We start from the raw sequence: 24701 nt of genomic DNA, 5'->3' as shown, positions 1-24701 counted from the left end.
GTTAATTCAAATGGTTACAATTTATAACCTAAACACAGGTTGTGGAGAGAAGGAATGTTCCATGGTTGAATTCAGGTGCGTTATATAAACGGAGGCAAGGCGGGGAACACACCCACTTATTCCGTCTTTTGTCATGCTTGGATTTGAACATTTTGTAACATCATATACTATACTGCACAGATCACAGGAGGCAATCCAATGGATGCAATGACATTTGTCCTGTTCGGGGCAACTGGCGATTTAGCCAAACGCAAGATTTACCCTGCATTATATAATTTGTACATGGATCAGAAAATGCCGAAATCCTTCTCCGTTATCGGTTTGGGACGACGTGAATTGTCGGATACGGAATTCCAGGCGAATGTTGAAAAGTCACTGAATGAATTTTCACGTCAGACGCCAGAAGAAGCATCTCAGGTTCGTGATTTCATTGGAGCTTTCCGTTATTGTTCTTTAAATAATACGAAGCTTGAAGATTACACCAAACTGTTGGAACTGGTTCAGGAGCGTGAACAAGAGCTTAACATTCCCGAAAATCGCATGTTCTACATGTCGGTGGCACCGGAATTCTTTGAGCCGATCGCATTGAACATTCAAGAGAGTGGCCTGGGTAACACCAAAGGCTGGAAGAAACTGATTATCGAAAAACCATTCGGACACGACCTGCAATCGGCTCGTGATTTGAACGAAAAACTGAGCAATACCTTTGCGGAAGAAGAAATCTATCGCATTGACCATTTCCTCGGTAAACCGATGGTTCAAAATATTGAGACACTCACTTACGCGAATCCGGTGATTCAAGCGTTGTGGTCTAGCCGTTATATCGCCAACGTACAGATTACGGCAAGCGAGACGGTAGGTGTTGAAGAACGTGCCGCATATTACGACCAAAGTGGGGCCCTTCGTGACATGTTCCAAAACCATATGCTTCAGTTGTTGATGATGATCGGTTTGCATCTGCCTAAACGTTGTACACCGGAAGAAATTCAATTCAAAAAGCAAAAAATTGCTGAAGCGCTTCGTCCTTTGACGAAAGAAAATATCGCCTCTGAAGTTGTTCGTGCGCAATATGCAGCAGGTGAGCTGCAAGGTACTTCGGTTGTTGGATATCTGGACGAGCCTGGCATTCCAGCTGGATCTCAGAACGAGACCTATGTTGCCGCAAGACTGTGGATCGATGATCCATTCTGGAGCGAGGTTCCATTTTATATCCGAACAGGTAAACGACTGGCTGAGAAATCCACCAGAATCGTTGTTGAATTCAAGGCACCACTGAAGACAGGTCATGAAGCCGAAAATACAACGGAACCGAACCTGCTCACAATAGAAATTGGTCCGGGAGAAAGCATCTCGCTTCAATTAAATGCGAAGAATCCATTGAACCATGGTGAAGTGGAGCCGATGCATATGACCTTCAACTCAGGTAAACGTAACATCCCTGAAGCTTATGAGAATCTGATCTTTGACGCAATGCGTGGCGATTCTACCTTCTTCGCTCACTGGAATGAAGTGGAGCTGGCATGGAAATGGGTGCAACCAATCCAGAAAGCATTCGAAGCGGGCAGCGTGCCACTGGATACGTACAGCGCAGGTTCGCACGGACCTGCGTCAGCAGATCGTCTGACAGCCGAAAACGGTTATCGTTGGTGGTAAGTGATATTTGCACAAATCCAAAGTACCTTCCAAGTCAGCAGGATATAGAACGTAATGCTTCTATTCGTCTATTGCTTGTACCCGAAAGCGAGTTTGGATTGAATGATGCAATTGCTGATATATAAAAACAGTATTAATTATGAAGCATACCGTTCCAATTTTGCGTAAGACCCTCCGGTTATGTTCGCCGGAAGGCCGTGAAAATTTTTAAATATAGATTAGCGGTTCAGTTTTGAAAAGGGTTGGCTTTGAACGCTGAGAATGTAGTGTATGGGACGAAATCGATTCTGAAGAAGTGTAGCGTTCGCCTTTATCCCCGGATTTTCTCCTATATAGGAGATTCAAAAAATCTGGGGATAACAGCGATCAAAAGAACGATTCGTGACCGGAACGGTTACTTCGCCAAACGTTAAGCACTTATTTTTAATTTTGAGCGCACATGAAATTTAAACATTGTTCATAACAGGAGGATTTTGAAATGAAACTTGGACTTATTGGATTAGGAAAAATGGGATTGAACCTGGGTAGAAACCTGATTGATCACAAACACGAAGTGGTTGCTTTTGACCTGAACGCTGAAGCGGTTAATGAAATGAAAGAATACGGCGCTGAAGGCGTATCTTCTTACGCAGAGATGGTCGCTTCGCTCGAATCCCCGCGTGTACTGTGGATCATGGTTCCTCACAACGTCGTTGACGCAGTACTGGCTGAAGTGAGCCCATTGTTGTCCAAAGGTGACATCATTATTGAAGCGGGTAACTCCCACTACAAAGAATCCATCCGTCGTTACGAAGAGATGAAACCTAAAGGCATTCACTACATGGATGCAGGTACATCTGGCGGTATGGAAGGCGCACGTAATGGAGCATGTTATATGATCGGTGGAGACCCGGAAGCTTGGGCAATTGTCGAACCGGCTTTCAAAGATACTTCCGTGGAAAACGGCTACCTGTATGCAGGTAAAGCGGGCAGCGGTCACTTCCTCAAGATGGTTCACAATGGTATCGAGTACGGTATGATGGCATCCATTGGTGAAGGTTTTGACGTATTGGAGAAAAGTGGATTTGACTTCGACTTCGAGCAAGTTGCGCGTGTATGGAACAATGGTTCCGTTATCCGCTCTTGGTTGATGGAGCTGACGGAACGTGCCTTCTCCAAAGATGCGAACCTTGATGAAATTAAAGGCGTAATGCATTCTTCCGGTGAAGGACGTTGGACGGTAGAAACGGCATTTGATCTTCAAACAGCTACACCGGTTATCGCTTTGTCCTTGCTGATGCGTTACCGTTCCCTGGAGACAGACACATTCACAGGTAAAGTGGTAGCAGCACTGCGTAATGAATTTGGCGGTCACGCTGTAGAGAAAAATTAATTTTATATATAACTGTTAACATATGATGAACATCGGGTAATGACTTATATCGTGTTTACAAATTCATCAAGTGGAGGGAACATATCATGAAATTTTTCTTGGATACAGGTAATGTGGAAGAAATCAAACGGATCGAGCGTCTAGGTCTGGTGGATGGAGTCACGACCAACCCGTCTTTGATTGCCAAAGAAGGTCGTGTATTTAAAGAAGTCATTCAGGAGATCTGTGGCATCGTTAAAGGCCCAGTCAGTGCTGAAGTTATCGGTCTCAAAGCCGAGGATATGTTGAAGGAAGCTTATGAAATTGCAGAATGGGCACCGAATGTAGTCATTAAATTACCGATGACCGAAGATGGGCTATATGCTTGTCATGAATTGTCGCAAAAAGGGATCAAAACCAATGTAACGCTGATCTTCTCCGCAGCACAGGGCCTGATGGCGGCGAAAGCCGGTGCGACATACATCAGTCCATTTGTTGGTCGTCTGGATGATATTGCGGTGGACGGTATGAAACTGATTCGTGATCTGCGTCTGATTCTGGATATGTATGATCTGCCTTCCGAGATTATTGCAGCAAGCATACGCAATATCAAACATGTCGAAGATGCAGCCCTTTCCGGTGCGCATATTGCCACCATTCCGGGTTCGCTTCTGCCAACACTTTGGAAACACCCACTGACGGACAGCGGTATTGAACGTTTCCTGAAAGACTGGGAATCTGTTCCGAAATAAAGTGGTAGACAACGCCAGATTCTTTGGGTGTCTAAACATAAAGCCTTTCGCATTGTGGAGTAATCTGCAAGCGGAAGGTTTTTTTATCTTTGTTTTCGTATGCTCCAATTAGTCAGTGGTGACTGCTTGTCTCTTTAATGTTGTTATTACTTTCTGTCCAGTGTCCACGTACTGTCCTTCTTTTTCGGGACAATGGTGCATAAGGTTAACATATAGCCTATAGCTCATCCCGCAGGGGAGGGACACTTCGATGATGAGAAGAAGATGGCGAAGCCGGAGACGTCGTAAGCCACCAAGCGGTAAACGCAAAATGTGGTTGATCATTTTATTGGTGACAGCGTTTTGTTTGATGCAGGGTTTTGCCTATGTGGATAAGAAAATGAAACCCCCTATCATGCATTTGGCCAAGATCAGAGTGAAGCAGATTGCAACCGAAGCGATCAACAAGGCGATTACAGCACAGGTGGCAGATGGCAAAACCAATGAAGGGCTGATTGACTGGAAGACGGATACCACCGGGAAAGTGTCCGGTTTCATGCTGAACTACAATGAGCATATGCGAATTACCGCAAGTACGATGAATATCGTGCAATCCACGCTTCAGAATGTACACATGTTAAAAGAAAAGATACCACTGGGGCAGGCGCTGGGCAGTCCGGTGTTGGCCTCATTTGGTCCGAGTATACCGGTTCGTATCGAGCCTCAGGGTGCTGTCAAAGTGGACCTGAACACCCGTCAGCAGAATGCAGGTATTAACATGATCTTAGTGGAAGTGTACATCCACATTATTGCTGAGGTTGCAGTAGTGGTTCCCTTCGATATGGAGCCTGAAACGGTCGATACGGAAATTCCGATCTCTTATCTTCTGGTTGTCGGCGATGTGCCAATGTATTATTACGATAATCAGGGCAAGCCGGTAGGGAGTAACGGTAGTCAGGCCCCAGCTATTGCATTGCCATCGGGGCATACGGGGGTATCAAGCGGTGGTGATGGAGTCACTACGAATCCCCCTAGCCAGAACCAGCAACAGGCGCCATCAGACAATGTACATGGGAACGAGCTTGAATTTGAGCCGGATCTGCCTGATATCAACGGAGGATTGCAACCTAATAAGGATGCGCAGCCATGATACACACAAATTTGAATTACAAAGCAAGGAAAGGGGCCTCTAATGAAGAGGTCCCTTTTTCGTATGCTTATCGTACGCTGAGCCGAAGAGAATCGACTTAATCCCGCCAATTTACAGGTCTGGGTCAAGACATGAGGTGTACACCAAATTGCTTCCACGTACTGAGCGTATCCTCGTCTCACTTGCTTTTCGTGTTCTTCTGTTTGCGTTCTTCCTGTTCCCAATGTTTCAGCTGTGGATAAGGATCGAACGACCATTCGTGCAGTCCGCTGTCCCGGTAGATCCCATAGTGAAGATGTGGAGGGAACTTTCCCTGTGTCCCAGGTTTACCGTAACCCGAACTGCCAACCCATCCTACGACTTGACCTGGCGTAACAATTTCACCAATGCGTGCATTTTTGTCAAAACCGGATAAATGGGCGTAGTAGTGATAATGGTTGTTTAAGTCGCGAATTCCGATGCGCCAGCCCCCAAACGGGTTCCAGCCTTTGATTTCCACGACACCGTAACAGGTACTGCGCACAGGTAGTCCATGCGGAGCGAAGATGTCGGTTCCTTCATGAATGCGATAGCCGCCCCAGCTTCGTTTCGTACCCCAGGTGCTGCGGTAGGAGTAGTTGGTTCCGAGCGGCACGGGAAAGGCATGACCAAATAGATTCAAGTTGTCAAAATGCTCATATAACTTCGCGAATTGCTGTATTCGTTGTACGGCTCGGGAGTTGTGATAATATTCCCACAAAGCAATATTGAAGTCCTCTTGTCTGTTTCCGTAACGCTGAATAACAGAAGCCATGCTGTACAGCACATCCTGATCATTGTTGGCATTTGCCAGGCCATCCCCGGAACCGTCACGTCCATATCCATTGAAAAAAAGAATGGAGTTCGGATGTTGATCCGTCTCATTGGGATTCAACCATCCTCTCCATGCTGGAGAGGTCATGAAGATGCCTGTGAGGCGCTCTTCATGCTTGCGATCCTTCGGGTGCGCACGAGTAATCGTTCGTTCATACTGATCAATTGCGGCCAGCCTGTACCAGGGAATCTGAGTCATCTGACCGATGCTCTCATATAAATGGCGACGTGCAGCGAAAATTTCTGCGGGCTTTAGCTCAGCTGCCTGTGGTTTGGGAGCGGCCCCGGCGGGTTCACTGTAAACGTCAACAGGCAAGAATGGGAGAAGCAGAGTACCTGCAAGTAATGTTTTGATCCAAAAGCGGTATGTGTGCCTGAAGGTCAAGCGTTGTTGCACTGGGAAGCAGCCCCTTTCCATTAGAATGATACAAGGTACCCGATGAACCAAGCTAAAGGTTAGCGTTCTTCAAAAGTTCTCATTTTATCCATGTGAGCTGTCGTTATGAATCGATTGAAACAAATTGTCCAGATCAGGCTTGAATGCACAAGATGTGACAAATGGGAGTTTTTCCAGAGCTTTCATGGTATAATATGTTCCGAGCAACAGCCTAACTTCAGTAGAAAGAAGGTTTATGCATTGGCAAAACGTGTTAAAGAACCGAAACCGGATTGGATTCGGATCAAATTGACAACCGGCGATAACTATCAGGAAATGAAAACGATGATGCGTTCCAAAACGCTGCATACGGTATGTGAGGAAGCACGGTGTCCGAATATTTATGAATGCTGGGCCAATCGAACGGCCACTTTTATGATTTTGGGCGACATTTGCACAAGGGCATGCCGTTTTTGCGCGGTGAATACAGGCTTGCCAACGGAGCTTGATTTGCAGGAACCAGAACGTGTGGCGGAAGCAGCAGAGCAGATGAATCTGCAACACTGCGTAATTACAAGTGTAGCCCGTGATGATTTGAAGGACGGGGGAGCTACGATTTTTGCAGAGACGGTAAAGGCCGTGCGGCGGCGTTTGCCATTGTGCAGCGTTGAAGTACTTATTCCAGACTTTCTGGGCGATCGGGAATCTTTGCAGATTGTAATGGATGCCAAACCAGACATTCTGAATCACAATATTGAGACAGTTGAGCGGTTGTCTGACAAAGTGCGTGCCAAGGCGAAGTATAAACGTTCACTAGAATTGCTTGCTCGTGCCAAAGAAATGCAACCTAACATCCCAACGAAATCAAGCATTATGCTTGGTGTAGGTGAGGAATATAATGAAATTTTATTAACGATGGATGATCTTCGTGCGGTGAACTGCGATATTATGACGATTGGTCAATATTTGCAACCATCGGAGAAACATCTGTATGTTGAAAAGTATTATCCGCCAGAGGAGTTCGCTGCATTGAAACAGGAAGGATTGAAACGTGGATTCAGCCATGTCGAATCCGGCCCGATGGTTCGCAGCTCCTATCATGCGCATGAACAGGTGAAATCTGCTAACAAACATGCTGAACAGGCGGCAACACACGCGTGATGGAGGATACCGGATTGGAAGAAGAGAAAATCACAGAACGGATTCAGGAACAACTTCAGGAACAAATCCAGGAGCCGGTTCAGGAGTCAGGTGTTGAATCGGTTGAAGAAAAACCCAAAGAACCGGTCATTGTACAGATCGGTGGCAAAAATTATGAAATCGTCCAGAACCATAAAGAGGGCTGGAATCCAGAAGTCTTCCGTGATCGTTACAGTGAAGTGCTGGAGCGTTATGATTATATTATCGGGGACTGGGGTTATAGCCAGTTACGGTTAAAAGGTTTTTACCGTGATAACCATCCCAAAGCTACGAAGGATTCCATGATCGCCAGTATGGTGGATTATATCAATGAATATTGTAACTTTGGCTGTGCGTACTTTGTGCTTCAGAAGAGCAAAGATCAACCCCAAGCCAAAGCAAAAAGCGGTTCCTGAGAAGGACCGCTTTTTTGGTGTGTATGTTAGTCCAGAAATGCTGTGCGGACCCGATTCCAGAATGGATAAGGACGGAAACGCGCGAAACTGACCTTGTGATTGGATACCTGACAGCGCACAGATATGAGATCCTCCACCATCACGTTCACATGATCAATCGTCATCAATAACCGCTGATCCTTGCGGGAGAAAATATCACAATGATGATGCTTGGGCAAAATAACCGGTGAACCGAGTGTCCGATAAACTCGGTTATTAATCGAAGCAATCTCCGCAATCTGAATGGCCTCAATGGTTGGATGCACCATGGCACCGCCAAGGGCTTTGTTGTATGCCGTACTGCCTGATGGCGTGGATACACAGATTCCATCCCCACGGAACATCTCAAAAGTCACATCGTTAATATCGACCTGGGCCACGACGGTACCGTCCACACCTTTTAACGTAAATTCATTAAGTGCAATGTAAGAAGAATTCCCCGACTTTTTACGAATCTCAAGCTCCAGGAGTGGATATTGTACAATACGTGGTTTGAGACGCTCCGGATCTCCTTTGCCACTCATCAATCTAACTAATTCACGTAATTCTTCCTTCTTCCAATCGGCGTAAAAGCCGAGATGGCCTGTATGAACCCCAACAAAAGCAATATCCGGAATGCGGTCGATGAAATTGTGAAATGCCTGCAACATCGTACCATCGCCCCCGATGGAGATGACGATCTCCGGCGATTCTGCATCCAGCTTGAACCCTTCTTCCTTCGCCAGCGCATGAAACTGCTGACTGAGATCAATCGATAATTGGTCTCCGCGGTCTTGAACATAGTATCTCAAGATGAAAGCTCCTTTGTGGTCATTATACTACCGATGATAATCAATTCCGCGGAAGAACACAACGTTTGGATGCATATTCAGTTAAATAGTGATGAATGGTAGGCTTATTTTTTGGCTTGTCGTCTAGGTTTGAGAATCGAACTTAAAATCGCTAAGAATAGCAACAACACGATGAGGCTTACAAAAACAATCATTCCGGACAAAAAGATCAGTCCCCAGTCCGGAGTATACGTCGATACTGATGGGATGAAACCGGAATCCATGAGAACAGGGGAAGAAGAACGCCCCATCATGGGTGTCCATAACAGCAGAACGAGCACAGGTGCGATTAGCGCATGAATCGCTCTGGCAAATAGAAAAGGACCGTATCTCATTGGTGTGTTACTGAGGACACTCATAATCTGCGCATGGACGGATAGTCCGCCCCAGGAGAGAACAAAGGCAGCTGCCGCTACTTTATATACGAGTGGAATAGAGGTACTGACACCTCCGGCTTCCTTGGCCCCCAGTGTTACTTCAAATAAACCCCCGACCAGGCTAGGAGATAAGGAAGGAGGTAAGCCGGTATGTCCCAGTAATTGCTCTGTTACCTTGTATAATCCGCCAAGCCAACCAGTCTGTACAAGCAACTCCATTATGACCGAGAAGAATACAACCAGCCCTCCTACGATAATAATAAGGCGAAGGGATGAGGAGACTGCCTGGCGCAACAGTTCACCAAATGCCCGTCCGTCAGCTTTTCTTGCTTCATGCATCGCATAGATGGCGCGGATCAGTCTGTTTTGATGCATCTCCTCCGATGAAGCTTTAGAAGAGATGTCTGGGTGTGAGCCTTTTGCTGTACCCCCGTGGAAACGCATGAGCACACCCACCAGAAAAGCAGCAGCATAATGGCTTGCAACCAATACTGGAGCGATGGCGACATTGTGAAAGAACCCAACGGATACAGCTCCGATCATGAAGATCGGATCGGATGATGTGGTGAAGGCAACGAGCCGTTCTCCTTCTTCCCGAGTAACCAATTTTTGTTCCCATAACTGGGCGGTCAGTTTAGCCCCTGTAGGATAACCAGATGCACAACTCACGGCAAATACAAAACCACCGCTTCCGGGAACACGGAACAATGGACGCATTAGTGGATTCAGCAACGTACCGAGAAAATGAACAATCCCGAATCCGAGCAGCAGCTCGGACAGCACTAAAAAAGGAAAAAGGGAGGGAAACAATACGTCCCACCAGATGGACAGTCCGCGTACACCTGCATGCCAGGTTTCCGCTGGGAACAAGACCATTAACACACAAAGGATCAGGAGAGCGAGTGTGATCAGGACATGGGTGAGTCGTTGTGGAGCAGCCATGAATTCTTCTCCTTTATTTTGGAATGGTCGGTGTGCAGCAGTCAGTGGCGCTTTTGCCATCAATATATGAAAAAAAGCGGACAAACAGTACAAAATTATATATAGAAAGCGCTTGCAAAAGTGGCTGTGTTTTTAAGTGATGTGTGCTAAAATGGGAAAAACGCCTGAACGTCACCTAATTGTCTCCAAGGTGGAATTCAATTCGGATGGAGTGATGATCATGAGTCTTGTCACCGGGATCCTGGTCTGTGCTTTTGTATATGTGATACGTGCCTCGCTGGTACGCTCTGAGGAAGAGGATTGGCGGAGTTATTAATGGATATCTAGTGCGCCAACCCATGCGGTTGGCGCTTTTTTTGTGTAATGTGCTGAAGAAGGTCCTATATACAGATAGCTGGTCATGCATTCTGATGATTTCATGTTATATAGGACTTTTTGGTTTTTTTTGATAGAATGGAGATAAAGGCTTTTGTAGCCTTAATATTGTTACTGTTTTCACAATGTTCACGGAACGTGTAATATATTGCAAAATTCGACATCAGAAAGGGGAATCAGACGAATGAATCCCAGTTTGAGTATTTATGACAATCTTGGCGGCGAGAAAGGTGTTCGCGCACTGGTCGAGGCTTTCTATCCGATCGTTCAGCAGAATGAGCAACTGGCTCCACTTTTTCCGGAAGATATTCAGCCGGTCATGGACAAACAGTATATGTTTTTGTCTCAGTTTTTCGGAGGACCAGGGCTGTTTTCCGAGGCTTTTGGACACCCGATGATGCGTGCCCGTCATATGCATTTTGAAGTGACGGTTGAGCGGGCTGAGGCTTGGCTTGCGTGTATGAATCAAGCCTTAACACAGATTGGTGTGGAGGAGCCCTTGCATTCGTTTATCCTGCAGCGTTTATCCGGGCCTGCACATCATTTTGTAAATACGCCATAGTTCCGAATACGAATATAAGCGTACGGGAGAGGAATGGGGAACCGAGTGGAATTAGAGCCGCTGTATAAGGTGAAAGTGACGTGTCATTATTGTGAAACCGAGTATGACACCTCACGGGTAAGACCGAGCTTGAAAAGGCCTTACCGGACAGATTCTGATTTTTGTGCATATTACAAGCTGGAGAATCCGGATTTTTATGTGGTTCGCATCTGTCCGCAATGCGGGTTTGCCTCCACAGAGAACGCAACGGAGCATTTGAATGATGCGCAACGCAAGGCTTTTAAGGAACAGATCGGTAATCGCTGGGTAAAACGTGATTATAGCGGAGCACGGACACTGGAACAGGCGCTGGCTACGTACAAGCTTGCTTTGCTGTGTGCACAGGTTATTCAGGAGAAGGACCGTGTCGTCGCTGGCCTTCTTCATCATATTGCCTGGCTGTATCGTTATATGGAGGATCATGCTCAGGAACATCGTTTTCTTGAATTTAGCCTTGAGGCTTATGTCAAGGTGTTCGAACGTGAAGGAACGGGTGGCAATGAAGCCAAACTGTTATATTTGCTCGGGGAATTGAACCGCAGGGTAGGACGGTTTAATGAAGCGGTGCAATGGTTCGGCAAGGTCATCCATGACAAGCGGATCACAGATGTGGCCATGATTCGTGCTTCAAGGGAACAGTGGGCCGTGCTGCGCGAACAGATGATTTCAGGTAAGCTGGAACTCCCTGAAGAGATGCTGGAAGCAGAGAAAGAGGCTACGAAACGTAGCCCCCTCTAGGGTTAATCTTGGATTAGTTACGGACAGGACGACTGGATAACAAATAGTCACTGTCGTTGTCGATTACGGTCATGCTGGCATTACAGCAGGGGAAGACCAGTAATTTCTTTTTGCCTTCGCGAATGAGCACAAGCTCTTTCGGTTTAAGGGGGAGCAGCACATTGCTTGCATGACAGTAAGGGCATTGCTGTACATAGATATCTCCCATGACAATATCGTAAGGCCAGCTGTTCTCAAACGGAATCATTCCTGTTCGCCTTCTGTTGCGGCAGGTTTGGATGCTTCTTGTTTGGCGAGTTCCGCAATCTTCTGCATCAGGATATGTTGGGGCATGTGCATCAAGTGTTCCAAAGGTACGCCTAAGGATTCTGCTAATTTGACGGCTGTATCAGCCGATACTTGTAAAGGTTTCATACGTTTACCTCCTGAAGGTTGCTATGAATACATGTTCAAAAAGTCTGGTTTTCAGTACCGAGAAGATGGAATGAAGCTAGAAATGGAGTAGCGGAGCGTAGGCAAACTACGTGAGCAACGGACATTTCGGCTGAATTTCATATTCGATGCTGATGATGCCGTTAGGCATGATTCGTAATCAAAAGTGGACTTTTTGAACAACCTCTGTAGCTATTTCTCTAGTATAGAGATACAGCATACAGAAAACCAGTTTTTAATTCAATCCTAACGATCCAATTTATAGAGAGAGGTGCCTGATTAAATGAAAACGCCATTACACCCCGTATGGGATCTGGAGTCCATTTTTAGTGGAGGTTCTTCCTCCGAATCATTCGCTGCATATCTGATCGAACTGGAAGAGGATGTACGTAAACTGCAACATTTGTTGAACGAAACACCTGCACCGACTTCATTAGAAGAGACGGCTGCATTTGATCCCATTTTGGAACTGCTGCAAAGCTGCTATGTCCGCATATCGGAAGGTTCTGCGTTTGTATCTTGTCTCTCATCACAAAACCAGAAGGACAAGAAAGCAACGCAGCTTCAGGGGGCAATCAGTTCCCTTAGTGCGATGTTGAACGGGAGTAAGTCGAAGTTCGATAATACACTTAGTCAGACATCGGATTCGGTGTGGGATGTGTGGATTGCTCGGGGAGATATCCAGCCGTTGGCATTTGCATTGAATGAGAGTCGCACGTTGGCTCGTGAGAAGCTGTCGCCGGAACTGGAAGGTCTTGCTCTGGATCTGGGTGTGGATGGTTACCATGGTTGGGGCAAATTCTATAACACGATTGTCAGCAAGGTAAACATTCCATTTGAGCAAGATGGGGAAACGGTGATGCTGTCCGCAGGACAGGCTGCCAACAAGCTGAGCGATAGTGATCGGAATGTACGCGAGACGGTATTCGCAAACTGGGAGCAGGCTTGGACCGATGTCGAAGATTTCTGCGCAGATACACTGAACCATCTCGCAGGATTCCGTCTGAAGTTATATGAGAAACGTGGCTGGGATGATATCCTCAAAGAACCTCTGGCCATCAACCGGATGTCACGTCAGACACTGGATACGATGTGGGATGTGATTAACGGGGCTAAACCTGCCCTTGTTCAGTATTTGGAGCGCAAGGCGGAACTGCTTGGGGTAGACAAGCTCAGCTGGAGCGATGTAGACGCTCCTGTAGGCCAATCGAGTGGCAAAATCAATTATGATGAGGCAGCGATCAATATTGTTGAACAGTTTGCCAAGTTCAGTCCTAGACTTTCCTCGTTTGCAGAGATGGCTTTTGAGAAACGCTGGATTGAAGCAGAAGACCGTCCTGGCAAACGCCCAGGAGGATTCTGTACGTCTCTGCCACTTAGCAAAGCAACCCGAATTTTCATGACCTTCTCGGGGACGCCATCCAATGTGTCGACTCTTGCGCATGAACTTGGTCATGGATATCATCAACACATTATGGAAGAGTTGCCTGCATTGAATCAGCGCTATGCGATGAATGTGGCTGAGACGGCTTCCACGTTCGCCGAACTGATTGTAGCAGATGCCCTGGTACAGGCGGCAACAGATGAGCAAGAGAAGCTGGCGTTGCTGGAAGACAAGATACAGCGTAGTGTGGCGTTCTTTATGAATATCCATGCCCGGTTCCTGTTTGAGAATCGTTTCTATGAGCAACGCAAAAAAGGCTTGGTGAATGCGGATGAGTTATCCAAAATAATGGTGGAGGCACAACAGGAGGCGTTCTGCGGTGCGCTTGCATCAGAGCATCCTCATTTCTGGGCATCCAAACTGCATTTCTATCTGACTGGTGTGCCATTCTATAATTTCCCATACACGTTCGGCTATATGTTCAGTGCGGGAATCTATGCAAGAGCACAGCAGGAAGGTACAGCATTTGCAGATAAATATGATGATTTATTACGTGATACAGGGCGTATGACGGTCGAAGAACTTGCTCAGAAACATCTGGGTACCGATCTGACGCAACCGGATTTCTGGCAAAATGCTGCGGACTTGGTTATTGCCGATATTGAGCAGTTTCTACAGATGACAGCAACCGATAAATAGGTTGAATATATATGAAATGGCTGCAATCCCGTGTTAACAGACACCGGATTGCAGCTTTTTTTGTTCGAGATCCCGATGTTCAGTTCTCGAATATTTTGTCGCAAATAAGTGAAAAAACTCGGTTTAAGGAAGTGGAATGGCAATTAATTGTGCAAATTATAGTTATAATTACCCAAGTTTATCATTCTTTGTTGAATGAGCATATTTATTGTCATATAATGAGTCGTAAGTCCTTGTTGTTTAGGACTATAAGCTTATAGGAGGAGTGTTATTATGAAAATCGAACAGCTTTCATTAGCAAGACAGTTAGATTTGGTATTCAAAGAGCTTGATCATGAATTATCAGGTTTAGATTCAGGAGTAGTTTTTGTGCAAATACGAAACAACGTAATTGGAAAATTTGGAATTCGACATAATCCGATAACCGGACGCGATGGGAAGATGGAAATCGAGGATGGAGGATTAAACGATACCCAAAGAACTTCTTTCCGAGCGATGGCTCTGGAAACGTTGAAATTCAAGCGTAATTGGACACATGGAGAAATAGCGTATGACTTCACGGTAAGACAAGGTATGATTTTGGTAGATGCAACGATGGAATCTAATTACAATATGGCCAGCCTTATGATTCGTTACCCTAGAACCAATACATACAACAAGGATTCAGGTATGGAGTCGACCTCATAATTCATTGCGCAAGAGAAAGCGGCACTTCCGAAGAAGGCCGCTTTTGCATTTTTACGCTACTTAAGCAAAAATTACGAGCTTACGAACGACCCGATAATTGCTGCTCAGCGATTTGCACCAGACGTTTAGTGATGTATCCACCCAGAGAACCTGTCTCACGGGAAGTATAGTTACCGTAGTAACCATCTTGTGGAATCGTCACACCCAGCTCTTGTGCAGCTTCCATTTTCAATTGTTGCAATGCTGCATTTGCTTGGGGAACGACCAGGTTGTTGGAGCGGCTACCGCTACCTTGGTTTTGACCTCCGTACATATGTGTCACCTCCTTATGGCTTGGTGATGTTAGTATGGTTAGAGAATACGGAAATATACATGATATGGCGTAAGGAAAAAAGTGGATGATTAATGGTAGATATGTCATATAAAAAAGCCGACCCAATGCGGGTCGGCAAGTTGTATAAGGGTATCAAAATATAGGTTCATATGCGCAAAAGCAACATAGAGGATGATAAGCTAAGCTCGCTTAGTCTGTAGGAGGTATAACCTCAATACGTGTAAATAGCTCAACAGGTTGTTCCGGTTCCAGGCGAATCAAGCCTGTCTCATCATCCGATAAAGCGAGATTGGGTGCATCCGGGAGCCAAGTATACGGTTCAATGCACAAGAATTGATCGGATTCGCCTTTGGTAAAGAGAACCCAGTGTTTGAAAAATGCTTCATCTGCTGAATATTTCAATGTATATCCATCTTGTCGGCGTAAGTAAGCCGTTGCTGGTTCACCTTCGGTAGCTTTCAACAAAGTATCCCAGTTACGTCCATGCAAGTTGATGCCTTCGTTCAGAGCAGACCATTCACCTAGAGATTCTATTTCACCTGTAGGGAGTTGTTCTTCATTCTGTCCGTATAGTCCGGAAACTGGCACTTGCAATGTCCAGTCGGCAGGTTTGCCGTCTAGCAAAAACCATGTATGATATCCCATTCCGAAAGGAGCAGGTGTTGAGCTCAGATTGGTAACTCGCAGACGCTGGCTAAATACAGCGTTTTGCAATCTGAACGTCATCTCAAGCTTCAGGGGAATCGGGAATTGAGCCATCCAGTGCTCTTCATTTTCAGTCAGTAATTCGGTCGTAATTGCACAGCCGTCTTCATCTTCCTCAATGTCACTGACACACCAGGATTGGGTACGGTGGAGACCGTGTATATGGTTGTCATTCGCCGTATTTTGATCGAACTGGTAACGAACACCTTCATATTCGAATTGTCCCCGATGAATGCGTCCAGGTGGAATCAGAAGAGGAACGCCAAAATGGTACGGCTTCTGCAGATAAAAGGCAAGATCGTCTTCATCCGGACGACGGACGACATCTCTGTCCTGCACTAAATCGCGAACAGAAATAATATTATTTCCAAGACGCGGCAGCAGGGTGATTTCCAATTCACGGCTATGTAGGATATACGTGTCGTAACCATTCCATTGGCCTTTGGTCACTTGTTTCATATCGATGCTCCTTTTCCCACTTGAAATCTTCTGCAAGCAGTTGTGATGACTATACTGCTGCAGGCGTGTCATTGTGTACATGCCAGCTATTTCCTGCTCTACTTCGAGTGAAGTAAACAATAGGATAAGCAATTCCATCATAACAGATTTTGGTGTGCGGGGTAAAAAAGTTCATCTCATTTTGACATTCGCGGCTGTGCGCATTAAGATGGAACTCTGAAAGCATTTAGTTAGAATTAAATGACATGAAATCGATGACAGGGATAAGTAGGCCAAGAGAACCCTCTTCAGAAAGCCGGTGGTTGATGTGAACCGGTGTGAACTCTTTACCGAATGGACCCTTGAGTGTGGATTTGAACAGGCGCAGCCAGCAACGGGCTTGCCCCACTAGAGTCTGCCGTATAATCCACGTTACGGAACAATGAAGGCAATTCTTCGGCTTGACTTGATTCAGGGTCAGGAGCAATGGAAGAAAAGCGAATAAGGGTGGCACCACGGTCTCACGTCCCTTGCGGATGTGGGGCCTTTTTGCGTTCGCAGAGAATGGCGGGAGCTTTTTATTTACAATCAGGGAGGCGTTATGTGCAATGAAAACAGTACTTTCAGGTATTCAACCGAGCGGCAAGCTCACATTGGGTAATTATATTGGTGCAATCAAAAATTTTGTAAAACTTCAGCATGACTATCAGTGTCATTTCATGGTGGTTGATCTTCATGCCATCACCGTGGCTCAGGAGCCAGCGGCATTGCGTGAACAGTCTGAAGCTGTAGCTGCGCTGTTTATTGCAGCAGGCATTGATCCGTCGAAATCCAACGTATTTCTGCAATCCCATTTACCGCAGCACGCGGAACTGGGCTGGTTGTTGACTACGCTGACCTCCATGGGTGAGCTTGAGCGTATGACTCAATTTAAGGATAAATCATCCGGTAAAGATTCCGTTGGTGCCGGACTTTTCGTTTATCCATCATTAATGGCAGCTGATATCTTGTTATACAATGCTGACCTTGTGCCAGTAGGCGAGGACCAGAAGCAGCATTTGGAGCTGACACGTGATCTGGCAGGACGTTTTAACCACCGTTATGGGGAGTACTTCACCATTCCAGATCCGTATATTCCACAGGTGGGTGCTCGGGTCATGTCACTTGATGATGCCTCTTCGAAAATGAGCAAAAGTAACCCTAACGCTGGCAGCTATATCGCTCTACTTGATCCACCAGATGTTATTCGCAAAAAAATCAGCCGTGCTACTACAGATTCTGGACGCGAAGTGGTATACGATCCGGCGAACAAACCCGAAGTTAGCAATCTAATGAGTATCTACGCTGAATGTGCCGGCATGACCCTTAAGGAAGTAGCAGAGCGTTATGAAGGCAAGATGTATGGTCCGTTCAAAAAGGAACTGGCTGAAGTAGTTGTATCTGTGATTGAACCGCTACAACAACGGTATAATGAGATTCGTGAGTCTGGAGAATTGGCCGAGGTCTTGGATACGTCAGCCCGCCGTGCAGAAGAAGTTGCTGCTCAAACGTTGGATGCAGTGAAAGAACGTATGGGGTTTGTACCTAAACGTAAACTGTAGTGCTGAACAAGAACTTCATATCTAACGGAATGAATAGTTAATATGAATAAAGAGGAGCCCTATTGAAGGACTCCTCTTTATTTTTTTGTACGTTCAGTGTTGAGAAATGATCTGCTCAAGAAGTAGGCTCTGAAGCAGTCGAGCGCACTTCCTGACGTTCTTTTTTGGCACGAATCACAAATCCCCAACCAATGTTGGCAATGGACAGCACAAACAGTAGTGCGGCTAACCAACCAGAGTAGGAGATTGTAACTGCTGTAACCGCTAACAAGATGATCGAAGAGAATGCGAACCATAAGGATAAGCCTTTGCTCATTGGGAAAAACCTCCACCTATAAATGTAGTAAAATTCCGTATAACCTGAAGCGTACGAGCCATAATAATCTTGCAAGCTTGCAATACATTACAGACACAGATTGAAAGGAGATTATAAATTATGGCTCAAGGATCTCGTTCTTCAAACAACTTGGTGGTACCTCAAGCGACTGCAGCACTGCAACAATTGAAAATGGAGGCTGCACAGGAACTGGGTGTAACTATTCCACAAGACGGTTACTATGGTAACTACACTTCCCGTGAAACAGGATCTCTGGGTGGATATATCACCAAACGTCTGGTACAAATCGCTGAGCAGTCTCTGGCTGGGTCTGGCAAATAATTTATCTTAACCAAACAGCAACAAAACAGGATAAACAGAAAGCCCGGGGCGGAAACGCTCCGGGCTTTCTCGCGTATCAGTTCCTATGTCTGATTGTGCCTTGCCATGCTCGCTTCGTCAAGGGCGTGCGGATAAAAGTTTTTTATCCATCTTCTCATCACTTAACCAGCCTACATACGTATCGATCGTTTCGAAATTCCGATCCATCACGACTACAGCGACAAATGGATATTGTTTCCGATGTCGATAACGTACATCTGCCCAGCGTACCTTGTAACCGGCAGGCAATTCTTCAACCTCAGCCACCGCATAGGAGGTGAAGTAGAGGAAGGCACTGACTTCCGGTGATTTGCGTGAAGCTTCAACGGCCGCATGAGTAGAAGACGAGGCGTGCAGGCTCCATGCCAGAGTAGAACCATCCATTTTACCAATCTCATAACTGCCATCTTTAACGCTTTTAACCACATGCCAGCGATTCCAGGATATCGTCGGAATGACGATGTATCTTGCTTGCTCCGGGCTGTTATCGAGACGCCTAACCTTTCTAACTGCTTGTTCACGAGCAATCGTCCGCCATACATAATATAAACCAGTCAAGCTATACAACGTAATGAAGAGTGGTGCAGGGGCGAACAGATCAAAGGCCCATAACAGGATAGCCACGACATGCGTGGTGAATAGAAATGGATCAAAAATATGAATGATATTCCAGGCAATCCAGCGTTCCGTAAAAGGCCGGGCAGCCTGGGTTCCATAGGTATTGAACAGATCAGTGAATACATGAAAGCCTACGGCTACAGCGGTCCAAGTGGCAACGTGGCCCATAGGTACACCAGGGAATATCAGTGCAATGACGCCGGTGATGAGCAGAACCCATAACAGGAGAAACGGCAGAGAGTGTGACAAGCCCCGATGATTCCGAATGTATAGCGAATTGCTTTTGAGACGTAACGCAGTATCGATGTCAGGGGCCTGGGAACCAGCGATCGTGCCAACCATTACTGCAGCTGCAAGCATGGGACTCGCCGCGACGACAGGATCGATATAAGCCAGACCGGCTAAACCAATCCCCATGACAAAATGTGTAGAGGTATCCATAAACGTCTCCTTTGTGTGGTGTATCGTTCTAAGGCATATTGCTTCTCTATCTAGGTGATACCCATATATAGTGTATAATATCCGCCTGTCAGGATGCAAAACACCCCAAATTTCAAAGAGATGACAATAAATGTATTATAACCAATAAATGTACGTGGTTTGTCAAACTATTTCGGTATTTCCTGTGATAAACTTTATATCGAATACAAAGGGGAATTTCGCCAGAGAATACACGATACAATTCGAATGATTTTTCAACGGTGAAATAATGTATGGGCATTGTTCCTTCAAACCGTTACAATAATATAGAATCTCATAAAAAGTAGGTTTCTTTGAATACATATGTCACAATGCATGGATTAAGCGTAACGAACGTGAGGACTTTTTGATTCACATATGTATGCGTATTCATTAGAGGAGATATAGAAGGGACGAGGAAGATGCTGAAAAAGTACAAATGGACATGGATGCTGCTGGGGCTCGCACTGATTATGGCTGTGTATCTGATGTGGGGCACCGTGTTTGCCGGTAAGGAAAAATTACCTGAGATCCGTGAAATCCAATCCTTTTCTATGGAAAATGTAGATGGGAGTACGGTATCGCTGGAGGATACTCAAGGGAAAGTCCGATTGTTCTACTTTTATTTCACCAGTTGTCCAGATGTCTGCCCTATTACGACGTTTACGTTATCCCAGGTGCAGGATCTGTTGAAAGAGGACGACACCTTCGGTAAAGATGTCTCGTTTGTATCCATTTCATTCGACCCGAAAGTCGATACAAGAGAGAAGATTAAGACTTTCGCGGACCGCTTCCATGCGGATTATTCGGGATGGTACTTCTTGAGAGGGGATATGGACAAAACAAAACAGTTCGCCAGGGATTCATTCCAGATCCTGATCGAAGGGGAGAATAAGGACGATTTTGCCCATATGAACATGATTGGGCTGGTGGATGAGAACAACCAGCTGCGCAAGGTATATAATGCCTTTAATACAGAGGACGTTGTGCCAGCTGTAATTGCCGAGGATATTCGCAATCTGATCAACGAATAATGATCTGATCATCATACTATAAAGGCTGCCTTCAGGTTGGATATCAACCCTAAGGCAGCATTTTTGTATTTCCATTTTAATAGAGAGGATGTTCAGGGTATTGGATGTATGTCTCTAACCCGGCCTTCTCCAGCTGGGCAATGATATACTCATCAGGCGTTCCTTCTACACCTGCATATCCTCGTCGTGTATACATCTGTACTGCATCTGGGAAAGCATCCCGAAGCACACCTCTAATTTTTTTGCCGGAACTATCATTATCCATAAATAAAAAAACTTCATCATATCCGACCTGTTTGCGCAGGGTCTCCAGCTTGAGTGAATTAAGCGTTCCAAACGTGCATAGAATGTTGATTTCGGGTCCAACCAAACGTTTTAATTTGCTTCGGTCATTCTTACCTTCCACAATGACATGAATAGGCATCTTATTCACCTCTTGTTCGAGAGCTTATGTCGACATTCCCCGGGAAATGTTGCAGCGAAAATCGACTGGATTATATAAAATGGACTGCTTTTCTTTACACGATGCTAAAAGGATAGAACAACCCCATCAAGTCACATTATTCGAAAGTATCTAAATCCTATTTCATGTTCATCATTAGGTAAGTAATAGCTAACAGTGGCCGTTCCGGTTACGGATCGTTCTTCCGATCGCTGTTGTCTCCAAATTTCCTGATTGATTTGTTATAGGTTGAAATATGGAGACAGCGTATGCTTTCGAAGCAGCTTTCTTACAGAAAGCTTTTAGGCGAACGCTACCGCTTCTTCAAAATCGATTCCGTCCCCTTCACTACTTTTGGCTAATCGTTCAACCTTACTGATGATCTTCAATAAGATAAAACCTTCGGTGATTGTGAAAGATAGATTTCCCAGTTAGCTTTATGAACGTGTAAAACGTCAGTCCGTTGTATATAGTTTAGCTGTAAATGGGGGAATGATGCAAAGCTTATGCAAATACAGGCCTAATTCAATATACTTTTAGGATCGGCGAGGGAGGCTTCACGTCTGGTTGTATAGTATGGAAGCAGCAGCATACCAATCATTAACAGAACAAAGGCGATGAAATAGGGCGATAAACCGACACGGAGTTGTCCGGCTGTGATGGGGCCGATGAAAGAACCAATGGAGGTGGCGATGGATTGCAGCGAGAAAATGCGCCCCAACTTGCTTCCTCCGCTTAGACGAATAAATAGGGTAGCCATAGCTGGAAAGATAATACCTTTGGACATCCCAAGTACAAACAATGCGGTAGACAACGGAATTTGCGGAATAGCTGCCATCACAAAAAAACATAAGGACATCAGGAGCACACCCGTAACCAGTCGCAGTTTCGGGGAATACCGATTGAGAAATAACATGCTGAGTGTGGAGAGGGCCCCGATACTGATTATGGAGAACAGTAGGCCGGTAGACATCATGGACGAATGTCCGCCTCCCCGCAGGGGTAATTCGAAGAAGAGAATCCCCTGAGCACAGGCGATAACCAGAGGCAAGGCAAAGTATCGCCAGGATACCGGCAGGAATGCACTTGTAGTATCTGCGGGTGCAACGTCAGGTTTCGCAGGTTCCGTTACTTTCTCATGCTGCTTGACAATACCGCGGGGCATGGTCAAGAATGCAATGACACCTGTGAGAATAAGCAGATAACCTAAGCCTGAGAATGTAGCGGAGAATCCCATAGAACCCACAATAATGGCACCAGCTGCTGGAGATACAACCGAAGCGAGCGTATGAACTACCCCGTGACCTGACATATACTTACCCTGTTTTACTGGATCGCTGGATAGCTGTGCTAGCAGGGCGAGACATGCTGGAGACAGGAAGGCCAGCACAAAACCGCTGATGGAACGCAGCGCCAGTAGTTGCCATGGGGTATGGACATGAGCTTGCAAAAGCAGGATAAATCCTGCCCCAAGCAGACTGAACACAATGTAGCGACGACTGCCGTGTTTATCAATTTGTGTTCCTGCAATCAGATTGCCAGGGAGATGCGTTAAGGAATAGATGCCCATCATCCAGCCAATGAAGGTAGGGGCGGCTCCAAGCGAGATGGCAAAAGGGGTCAGAATGGGATACTGAGCGTGCAAATCAAATACGGCAAGGAACAAAAATAGGTATAGCCAGATGGCTGTTTTCACATAAGCCCCTCCTTGTTAAGCGATGCATATTCACATTACAGGTTTTGAACGTGTTCCCCGTTCGCTAGCAGAACCTCATGGTACTACTTGTACGCCTGGCGGGACGAACTTAGACCGTTTATTTTTACGAGGGAGGGCTTAGCTGACAGCAGCTTCGGAAATCATGTATAATATTCGGGAAGTGTAACGAATGAATTCTAATACGGAAGGTGTAGTCATGAACATAGAAGTAATGAAAGAGTTTGTGATGCAGAACTGGCTGGTGATCGTGGTTGCGTTGATCATTTTGTTCTTTGTTCTGAATGTGGTCAAAACCGTATTGAAATGGGCGATTGCCATCATCATTATTGCGGCTCTACTGATATACAGCGGCATCTCCATTGATCAGCTCAAACAGACAGTGACAGACGTACAATCCAGTACGATGGACACATTGAAGAAAGAAGCGACCAGCATGATGCTCAAGGAAGCTTCCAAAGCAACATACGTCAAAGGACAGGATGGCGCATTTACCATCACAAGTCCCAATGTGGAGATTAAGGGCCGAACTCAATCGGATAAAGTCGATGTGACCTTCCGCGGAATTTCACTCGGCGAATGGAAACTCGACAATGAAACCATACGTACGTTTGTCGAACAGGCACAGGAGAACAAAACAGCACCAGCATCGTAGTAAAAGGGGGAATCAGTACGTGCTGCAGAATTGGCTGGACAGCCTGAAGGAGTTTAATGGCATCACCATTATGCTGCTGCTGATTGTGGCTGCTTCATTGTTTCAGGGATGGTCCAGAGGGGCTTCGCGTTCAGCAGGCAGACTCTTCGGGTTCCTGATGGATGGCATTATGGCCGTCATTGGTATTCTGTTGTCGATCGGTTTGACGATGTGGCTTGCGCCATATGTGCAGCAGTGGTTGTCTGCGTATGCTTCAGCCATGCCTAACCGCGAGTTGAACCGGTGGGAACAGATGTATTATACGTTGGTTACAGCGATTGCAGATTTTCCGCTGATGCGGTTCGCTGTATTATTTGTACTTAGCTACGGACTCATCCGATTGGTTCTTGGATTGCTGTCTTCATTTATGTTTAGAAGCAGGCAGGGGCTAGGCGAGGAAAGTGCTCCTAAAGGTATGTTTAGCAGGTTGACAGGTGCATTGATAGGCACGATTATAGGCTCTGTCCGCGGAATGATCGTCATTGCGGTGCTGTTCATGATTGTCAGTCTCTACCCTGGGAGCATGTTCAGCCGATATGTGGAGGCATCTCCCATCTATATGCAAGGGGCCAAATCGGTGATCGAACCGTTGTCTGGTACGTTCATCAAGGACAAGCTTCCCGTATTTACGCAGGCTGTGCAGAAGGAACTTGGCGGTATCTTGCAACGCAAATATGAAGTCATTGACCATAATATTCCGACAGACATTGAATCTGCGGCTCGTGAGGTTATCAAAGGCCAATCGACAGATGAAGCCAAAGCAAGAGCGCTATATGACTGGGTAGGTTCACGTATTCAGTATGACTATGGTAAAGTGGATGACTATGAGCAAAAGGGCATATGGCATGAACAGACTCCGCAGAATACATTTGATACACGCAAAGGCGTATGTATTGATTATGCCCGTCTCTATGCCGTGATGGCCCGTTCACAAGGACTTGAAGTCAAAGTCGTTACAGGACTTGGCTATAACGGCCAGGGAGGATACGGTCCACATGCGTGGAATGAAGTGTATTTGAGTGATTCCGAGAGCTGGGTTCCGCTTGATCCGACATGGGCGATCAGTGGAGATTGGTTTAATCCTCCGAATTTTGCCGACACCCATCTAAAGGATCAATCAGCTTGACAGTACAACGGACATGGGTCCTTCATA

The 24701-nt window shown here is 45.9% G+C and carries 27 protein-coding genes and 1 other annotated feature; of the genes, 16 read left to right on the top strand and 11 right to left on the bottom strand.

Annotated features, from left to right (window positions below; genetic code table 11):
- The first annotated feature begins 198 nt into the window (after window positions 1–198).
- From zwf to yunB, 4 genes are all read left to right on the top strand, one after another.
- A complete protein-coding gene (gene zwf / locus M1D71_RS24460) occupies window positions 199–1653 on the top strand; it encodes a glucose-6-phosphate dehydrogenase (RefSeq protein ID WP_458124047.1) in 1455 nt (484 codons plus the stop codon).
- Window positions 1654–2131: 478 nt separating this feature from the next.
- Window positions 2132–3025 (top strand): phosphogluconate dehydrogenase (NAD(+)-dependent, decarboxylating), encoded by an 894-nt coding sequence (gene gnd / locus M1D71_RS24455; RefSeq protein ID WP_145325054.1) that lies wholly within the window; start codon window positions 2132–2134, stop codon window positions 3023–3025.
- Window positions 3026–3111: 86 nt separating this feature from the next.
- Window positions 3112–3756 (top strand): fructose-6-phosphate aldolase, encoded by a 645-nt coding sequence (gene fsa / locus M1D71_RS24450; protein ID WP_145325055.1) that lies wholly within the window; start codon window positions 3112–3114, stop codon window positions 3754–3756.
- 250 nt (window positions 3757–4006) lie between these two features.
- Window positions 4007–4885 (top strand): sporulation protein YunB, encoded by an 879-nt coding sequence (yunB, locus tag M1D71_RS24445; protein ID WP_458124046.1) that lies wholly within the window; start codon window positions 4007–4009, stop codon window positions 4883–4885.
- A gap of 178 nt (window positions 4886–5063) precedes the next feature.
- On the opposite strand, the gene M1D71_RS24440 is transcribed toward yunB, so the two are convergent.
- Window positions 5064–6134 carry a M23 family metallopeptidase gene (locus M1D71_RS24440; RefSeq protein WP_458124045.1) on the bottom strand — a complete coding sequence of 357 codons (1071 nt, stop codon included), beginning with the start codon at window positions 6132–6134 and terminating at the stop codon, window positions 5064–5066.
- 240 nt (window positions 6135–6374) lie between these two features.
- Here M1D71_RS24440 and lipA point away from each other — a divergent pair, with 240 nt between their 5' ends.
- Window positions 6375–7274 (top strand): lipoyl synthase, encoded by a 900-nt coding sequence (gene lipA, locus M1D71_RS24435; protein WP_458124044.1) that lies wholly within the window; start codon window positions 6375–6377, stop codon window positions 7272–7274.
- Window positions 7274–7708, top strand: coding sequence for a YutD family protein (locus tag M1D71_RS24430; protein WP_458127345.1), 435 nt, complete (start codon window positions 7274–7276; stop codon window positions 7706–7708). Before lipA ends, M1D71_RS24430 begins: the two co-directional genes overlap by 1 nt.
- Before the next feature lie 26 nt (window positions 7709–7734).
- Here the strand turns inward: M1D71_RS24430 and M1D71_RS24425 are convergent, their stop codons facing one another.
- Together M1D71_RS24425 and ylbJ are read right to left on the bottom strand one after the other, a co-directional pair.
- Window positions 7735–8538 carry an NAD kinase gene (locus M1D71_RS24425; RefSeq protein WP_145325059.1) on the bottom strand — a complete coding sequence of 268 codons (804 nt, stop codon included), beginning with the start codon at window positions 8536–8538 and terminating at the stop codon, window positions 7735–7737.
- A gap of 104 nt (window positions 8539–8642) precedes the next feature.
- Window positions 8643–9896 carry a sporulation integral membrane protein YlbJ gene (gene ylbJ, locus M1D71_RS24420; protein ID WP_458124043.1) on the bottom strand — a complete coding sequence of 418 codons (1254 nt, stop codon included), beginning with the start codon at window positions 9894–9896 and terminating at the stop codon, window positions 8643–8645.
- 151 nt (window positions 9897–10047) lie between these two features.
- Here ylbJ and M1D71_RS24415 point away from each other — a divergent pair, with 151 nt between their 5' ends.
- The 3 genes from M1D71_RS24415 (at window position 10048) to M1D71_RS24405 (ending at window position 11610) form a co-directional block, all read left to right on the top strand.
- Window positions 10048–10212 carry a hypothetical protein gene (locus M1D71_RS24415; protein ID WP_222125274.1) on the top strand — a complete coding sequence of 55 codons (165 nt, stop codon included), beginning with the start codon at window positions 10048–10050 and terminating at the stop codon, window positions 10210–10212.
- 243 nt (window positions 10213–10455) lie between these two features.
- Window positions 10456–10833: a globin domain-containing protein gene (locus M1D71_RS24410; protein WP_458124042.1), complete on the top strand. Its 378-nt coding sequence runs from the start codon at window positions 10456–10458 to the stop codon at window positions 10831–10833.
- Between the two features lie 45 nt (window positions 10834–10878).
- Window positions 10879–11610 carry a DUF2225 domain-containing protein gene (locus M1D71_RS24405; protein WP_458124041.1) on the top strand — a complete coding sequence of 244 codons (732 nt, stop codon included), beginning with the start codon at window positions 10879–10881 and terminating at the stop codon, window positions 11608–11610.
- A gap of 13 nt (window positions 11611–11623) precedes the next feature.
- Here the strand turns inward: M1D71_RS24405 and M1D71_RS24400 are convergent, their stop codons facing one another.
- Together M1D71_RS24400 and M1D71_RS24395 are read right to left on the bottom strand one after the other, a co-directional pair.
- Entirely contained in the window at window positions 11624–11857 is a 234-nt protein-coding gene (locus M1D71_RS24400) for a hypothetical protein (RefSeq protein WP_062837999.1), read from the bottom strand.
- Window positions 11854–12024, bottom strand: coding sequence for a YycC family protein (locus M1D71_RS24395; RefSeq protein WP_105409906.1), 171 nt, complete (start codon window positions 12022–12024; stop codon window positions 11854–11856). The genes M1D71_RS24400 and M1D71_RS24395 overlap by 4 nt, the downstream gene beginning before the upstream one ends.
- A 301-nt stretch (window positions 12025–12325) precedes the next feature.
- Here M1D71_RS24395 and M1D71_RS24390 point away from each other — a divergent pair, with 301 nt between their 5' ends.
- Complete coding sequence (locus M1D71_RS24390) at window positions 12326–14125, top strand: M3 family oligoendopeptidase (protein ID WP_458124040.1); 1800 nt, start codon at window positions 12326–12328, stop codon at window positions 14123–14125.
- Window positions 14126–14395: 270 nt separating this feature from the next.
- On the top strand, window positions 14396–14812 hold the full coding sequence (locus M1D71_RS24385; protein WP_458127344.1) for an O-methyltransferase: 417 nt from the start codon (window positions 14396–14398) through the stop codon (window positions 14810–14812).
- Between the two features lie 79 nt (window positions 14813–14891).
- Here the strand turns inward: M1D71_RS24385 and M1D71_RS24380 are convergent, their stop codons facing one another.
- On the bottom strand, window positions 14892–15125 hold the full coding sequence (locus tag M1D71_RS24380; protein WP_062324063.1) for an alpha/beta-type small acid-soluble spore protein: 234 nt from the start codon (window positions 15123–15125) through the stop codon (window positions 14892–14894).
- Window positions 15126–15335: 210 nt separating this feature from the next.
- A complete protein-coding gene (locus M1D71_RS24375) occupies window positions 15336–16310 on the bottom strand; it encodes an aldose epimerase family protein (RefSeq protein ID WP_458124039.1) in 975 nt (324 codons plus the stop codon).
- 245 nt (window positions 16311–16555) lie between these two features.
- Window positions 16556–16823: a binding site (T-box leader), on the top strand.
- Window positions 16824–16897: 74 nt separating this feature from the next.
- Here M1D71_RS24375 and trpS point away from each other — a divergent pair.
- Window positions 16898–17890 carry a tryptophan--tRNA ligase gene (gene trpS / locus M1D71_RS24370; RefSeq protein ID WP_458124038.1) on the top strand — a complete coding sequence of 331 codons (993 nt, stop codon included), beginning with the start codon at window positions 16898–16900 and terminating at the stop codon, window positions 17888–17890.
- 115 nt (window positions 17891–18005) lie between these two features.
- On the opposite strand, the gene M1D71_RS24365 is transcribed toward trpS, so the two are convergent.
- Window positions 18006–18206, bottom strand: coding sequence for a hypothetical protein (locus tag M1D71_RS24365; protein ID WP_458124037.1), 201 nt, complete (start codon window positions 18204–18206; stop codon window positions 18006–18008).
- Window positions 18207–18326: 120 nt separating this feature from the next.
- Between M1D71_RS24365 and M1D71_RS24360 the strand changes: the two genes are divergently transcribed.
- Window positions 18327–18548: an alpha/beta-type small acid-soluble spore protein gene (locus M1D71_RS24360; RefSeq protein ID WP_056702318.1), complete on the top strand. Its 222-nt coding sequence runs from the start codon at window positions 18327–18329 to the stop codon at window positions 18546–18548.
- Window positions 18549–18665: 117 nt separating this feature from the next.
- Here the strand turns inward: M1D71_RS24360 and M1D71_RS24355 are convergent, their stop codons facing one another.
- A complete protein-coding gene (locus M1D71_RS24355) occupies window positions 18666–19646 on the bottom strand; it encodes a metal-dependent hydrolase (protein WP_458124036.1) in 981 nt (326 codons plus the stop codon).
- 440 nt (window positions 19647–20086) lie between these two features.
- On the opposite strand from M1D71_RS24355, the gene M1D71_RS24350 reads away from it, so the two are divergent.
- The gene (locus M1D71_RS24350) at window positions 20087–20698 is read left to right on the top strand and encodes an SCO family protein (RefSeq protein WP_458124035.1); all 612 of its coding nucleotides are present in this window, start codon (window positions 20087–20089) and stop codon (window positions 20696–20698) included.
- 76 nt (window positions 20699–20774) lie between these two features.
- On the opposite strand, the gene M1D71_RS24345 is transcribed toward M1D71_RS24350, so the two are convergent.
- Together M1D71_RS24345 and M1D71_RS24340 are read right to left on the bottom strand one after the other, a co-directional pair.
- The gene (locus M1D71_RS24345) at window positions 20775–21122 is read right to left on the bottom strand and encodes a toprim domain-containing protein (protein ID WP_458124034.1); all 348 of its coding nucleotides are present in this window, start codon (window positions 21120–21122) and stop codon (window positions 20775–20777) included.
- 538 nt (window positions 21123–21660) lie between these two features.
- A complete protein-coding gene (locus M1D71_RS24340; protein WP_458124033.1) occupies window positions 21661–22836 on the bottom strand; it encodes an MFS transporter in 1176 nt (391 codons plus the stop codon).
- A 190-nt stretch (window positions 22837–23026) separates the two neighbouring features.
- Between M1D71_RS24340 and M1D71_RS24335 the strand changes: the two genes are divergently transcribed.
- The gene (locus tag M1D71_RS24335) at window positions 23027–23509 is read left to right on the top strand and encodes an ATPase (RefSeq protein WP_458124032.1); all 483 of its coding nucleotides are present in this window, start codon (window positions 23027–23029) and stop codon (window positions 23507–23509) included.
- A gap of 70 nt (window positions 23510–23579) precedes the next feature.
- Window positions 23580–24674 carry a transglutaminase domain-containing protein gene (locus M1D71_RS24330; RefSeq protein ID WP_458127343.1) on the top strand — a complete coding sequence of 365 codons (1095 nt, stop codon included), beginning with the start codon at window positions 23580–23582 and terminating at the stop codon, window positions 24672–24674.
- The last annotated feature ends 27 nt before the right edge of the window (window positions 24675–24701 follow it).

The organism is Paenibacillus sp. Z3-2, assembly GCF_054161325.1.
This window is presented reverse-complemented; position numbering and strand designations above follow the sequence as displayed.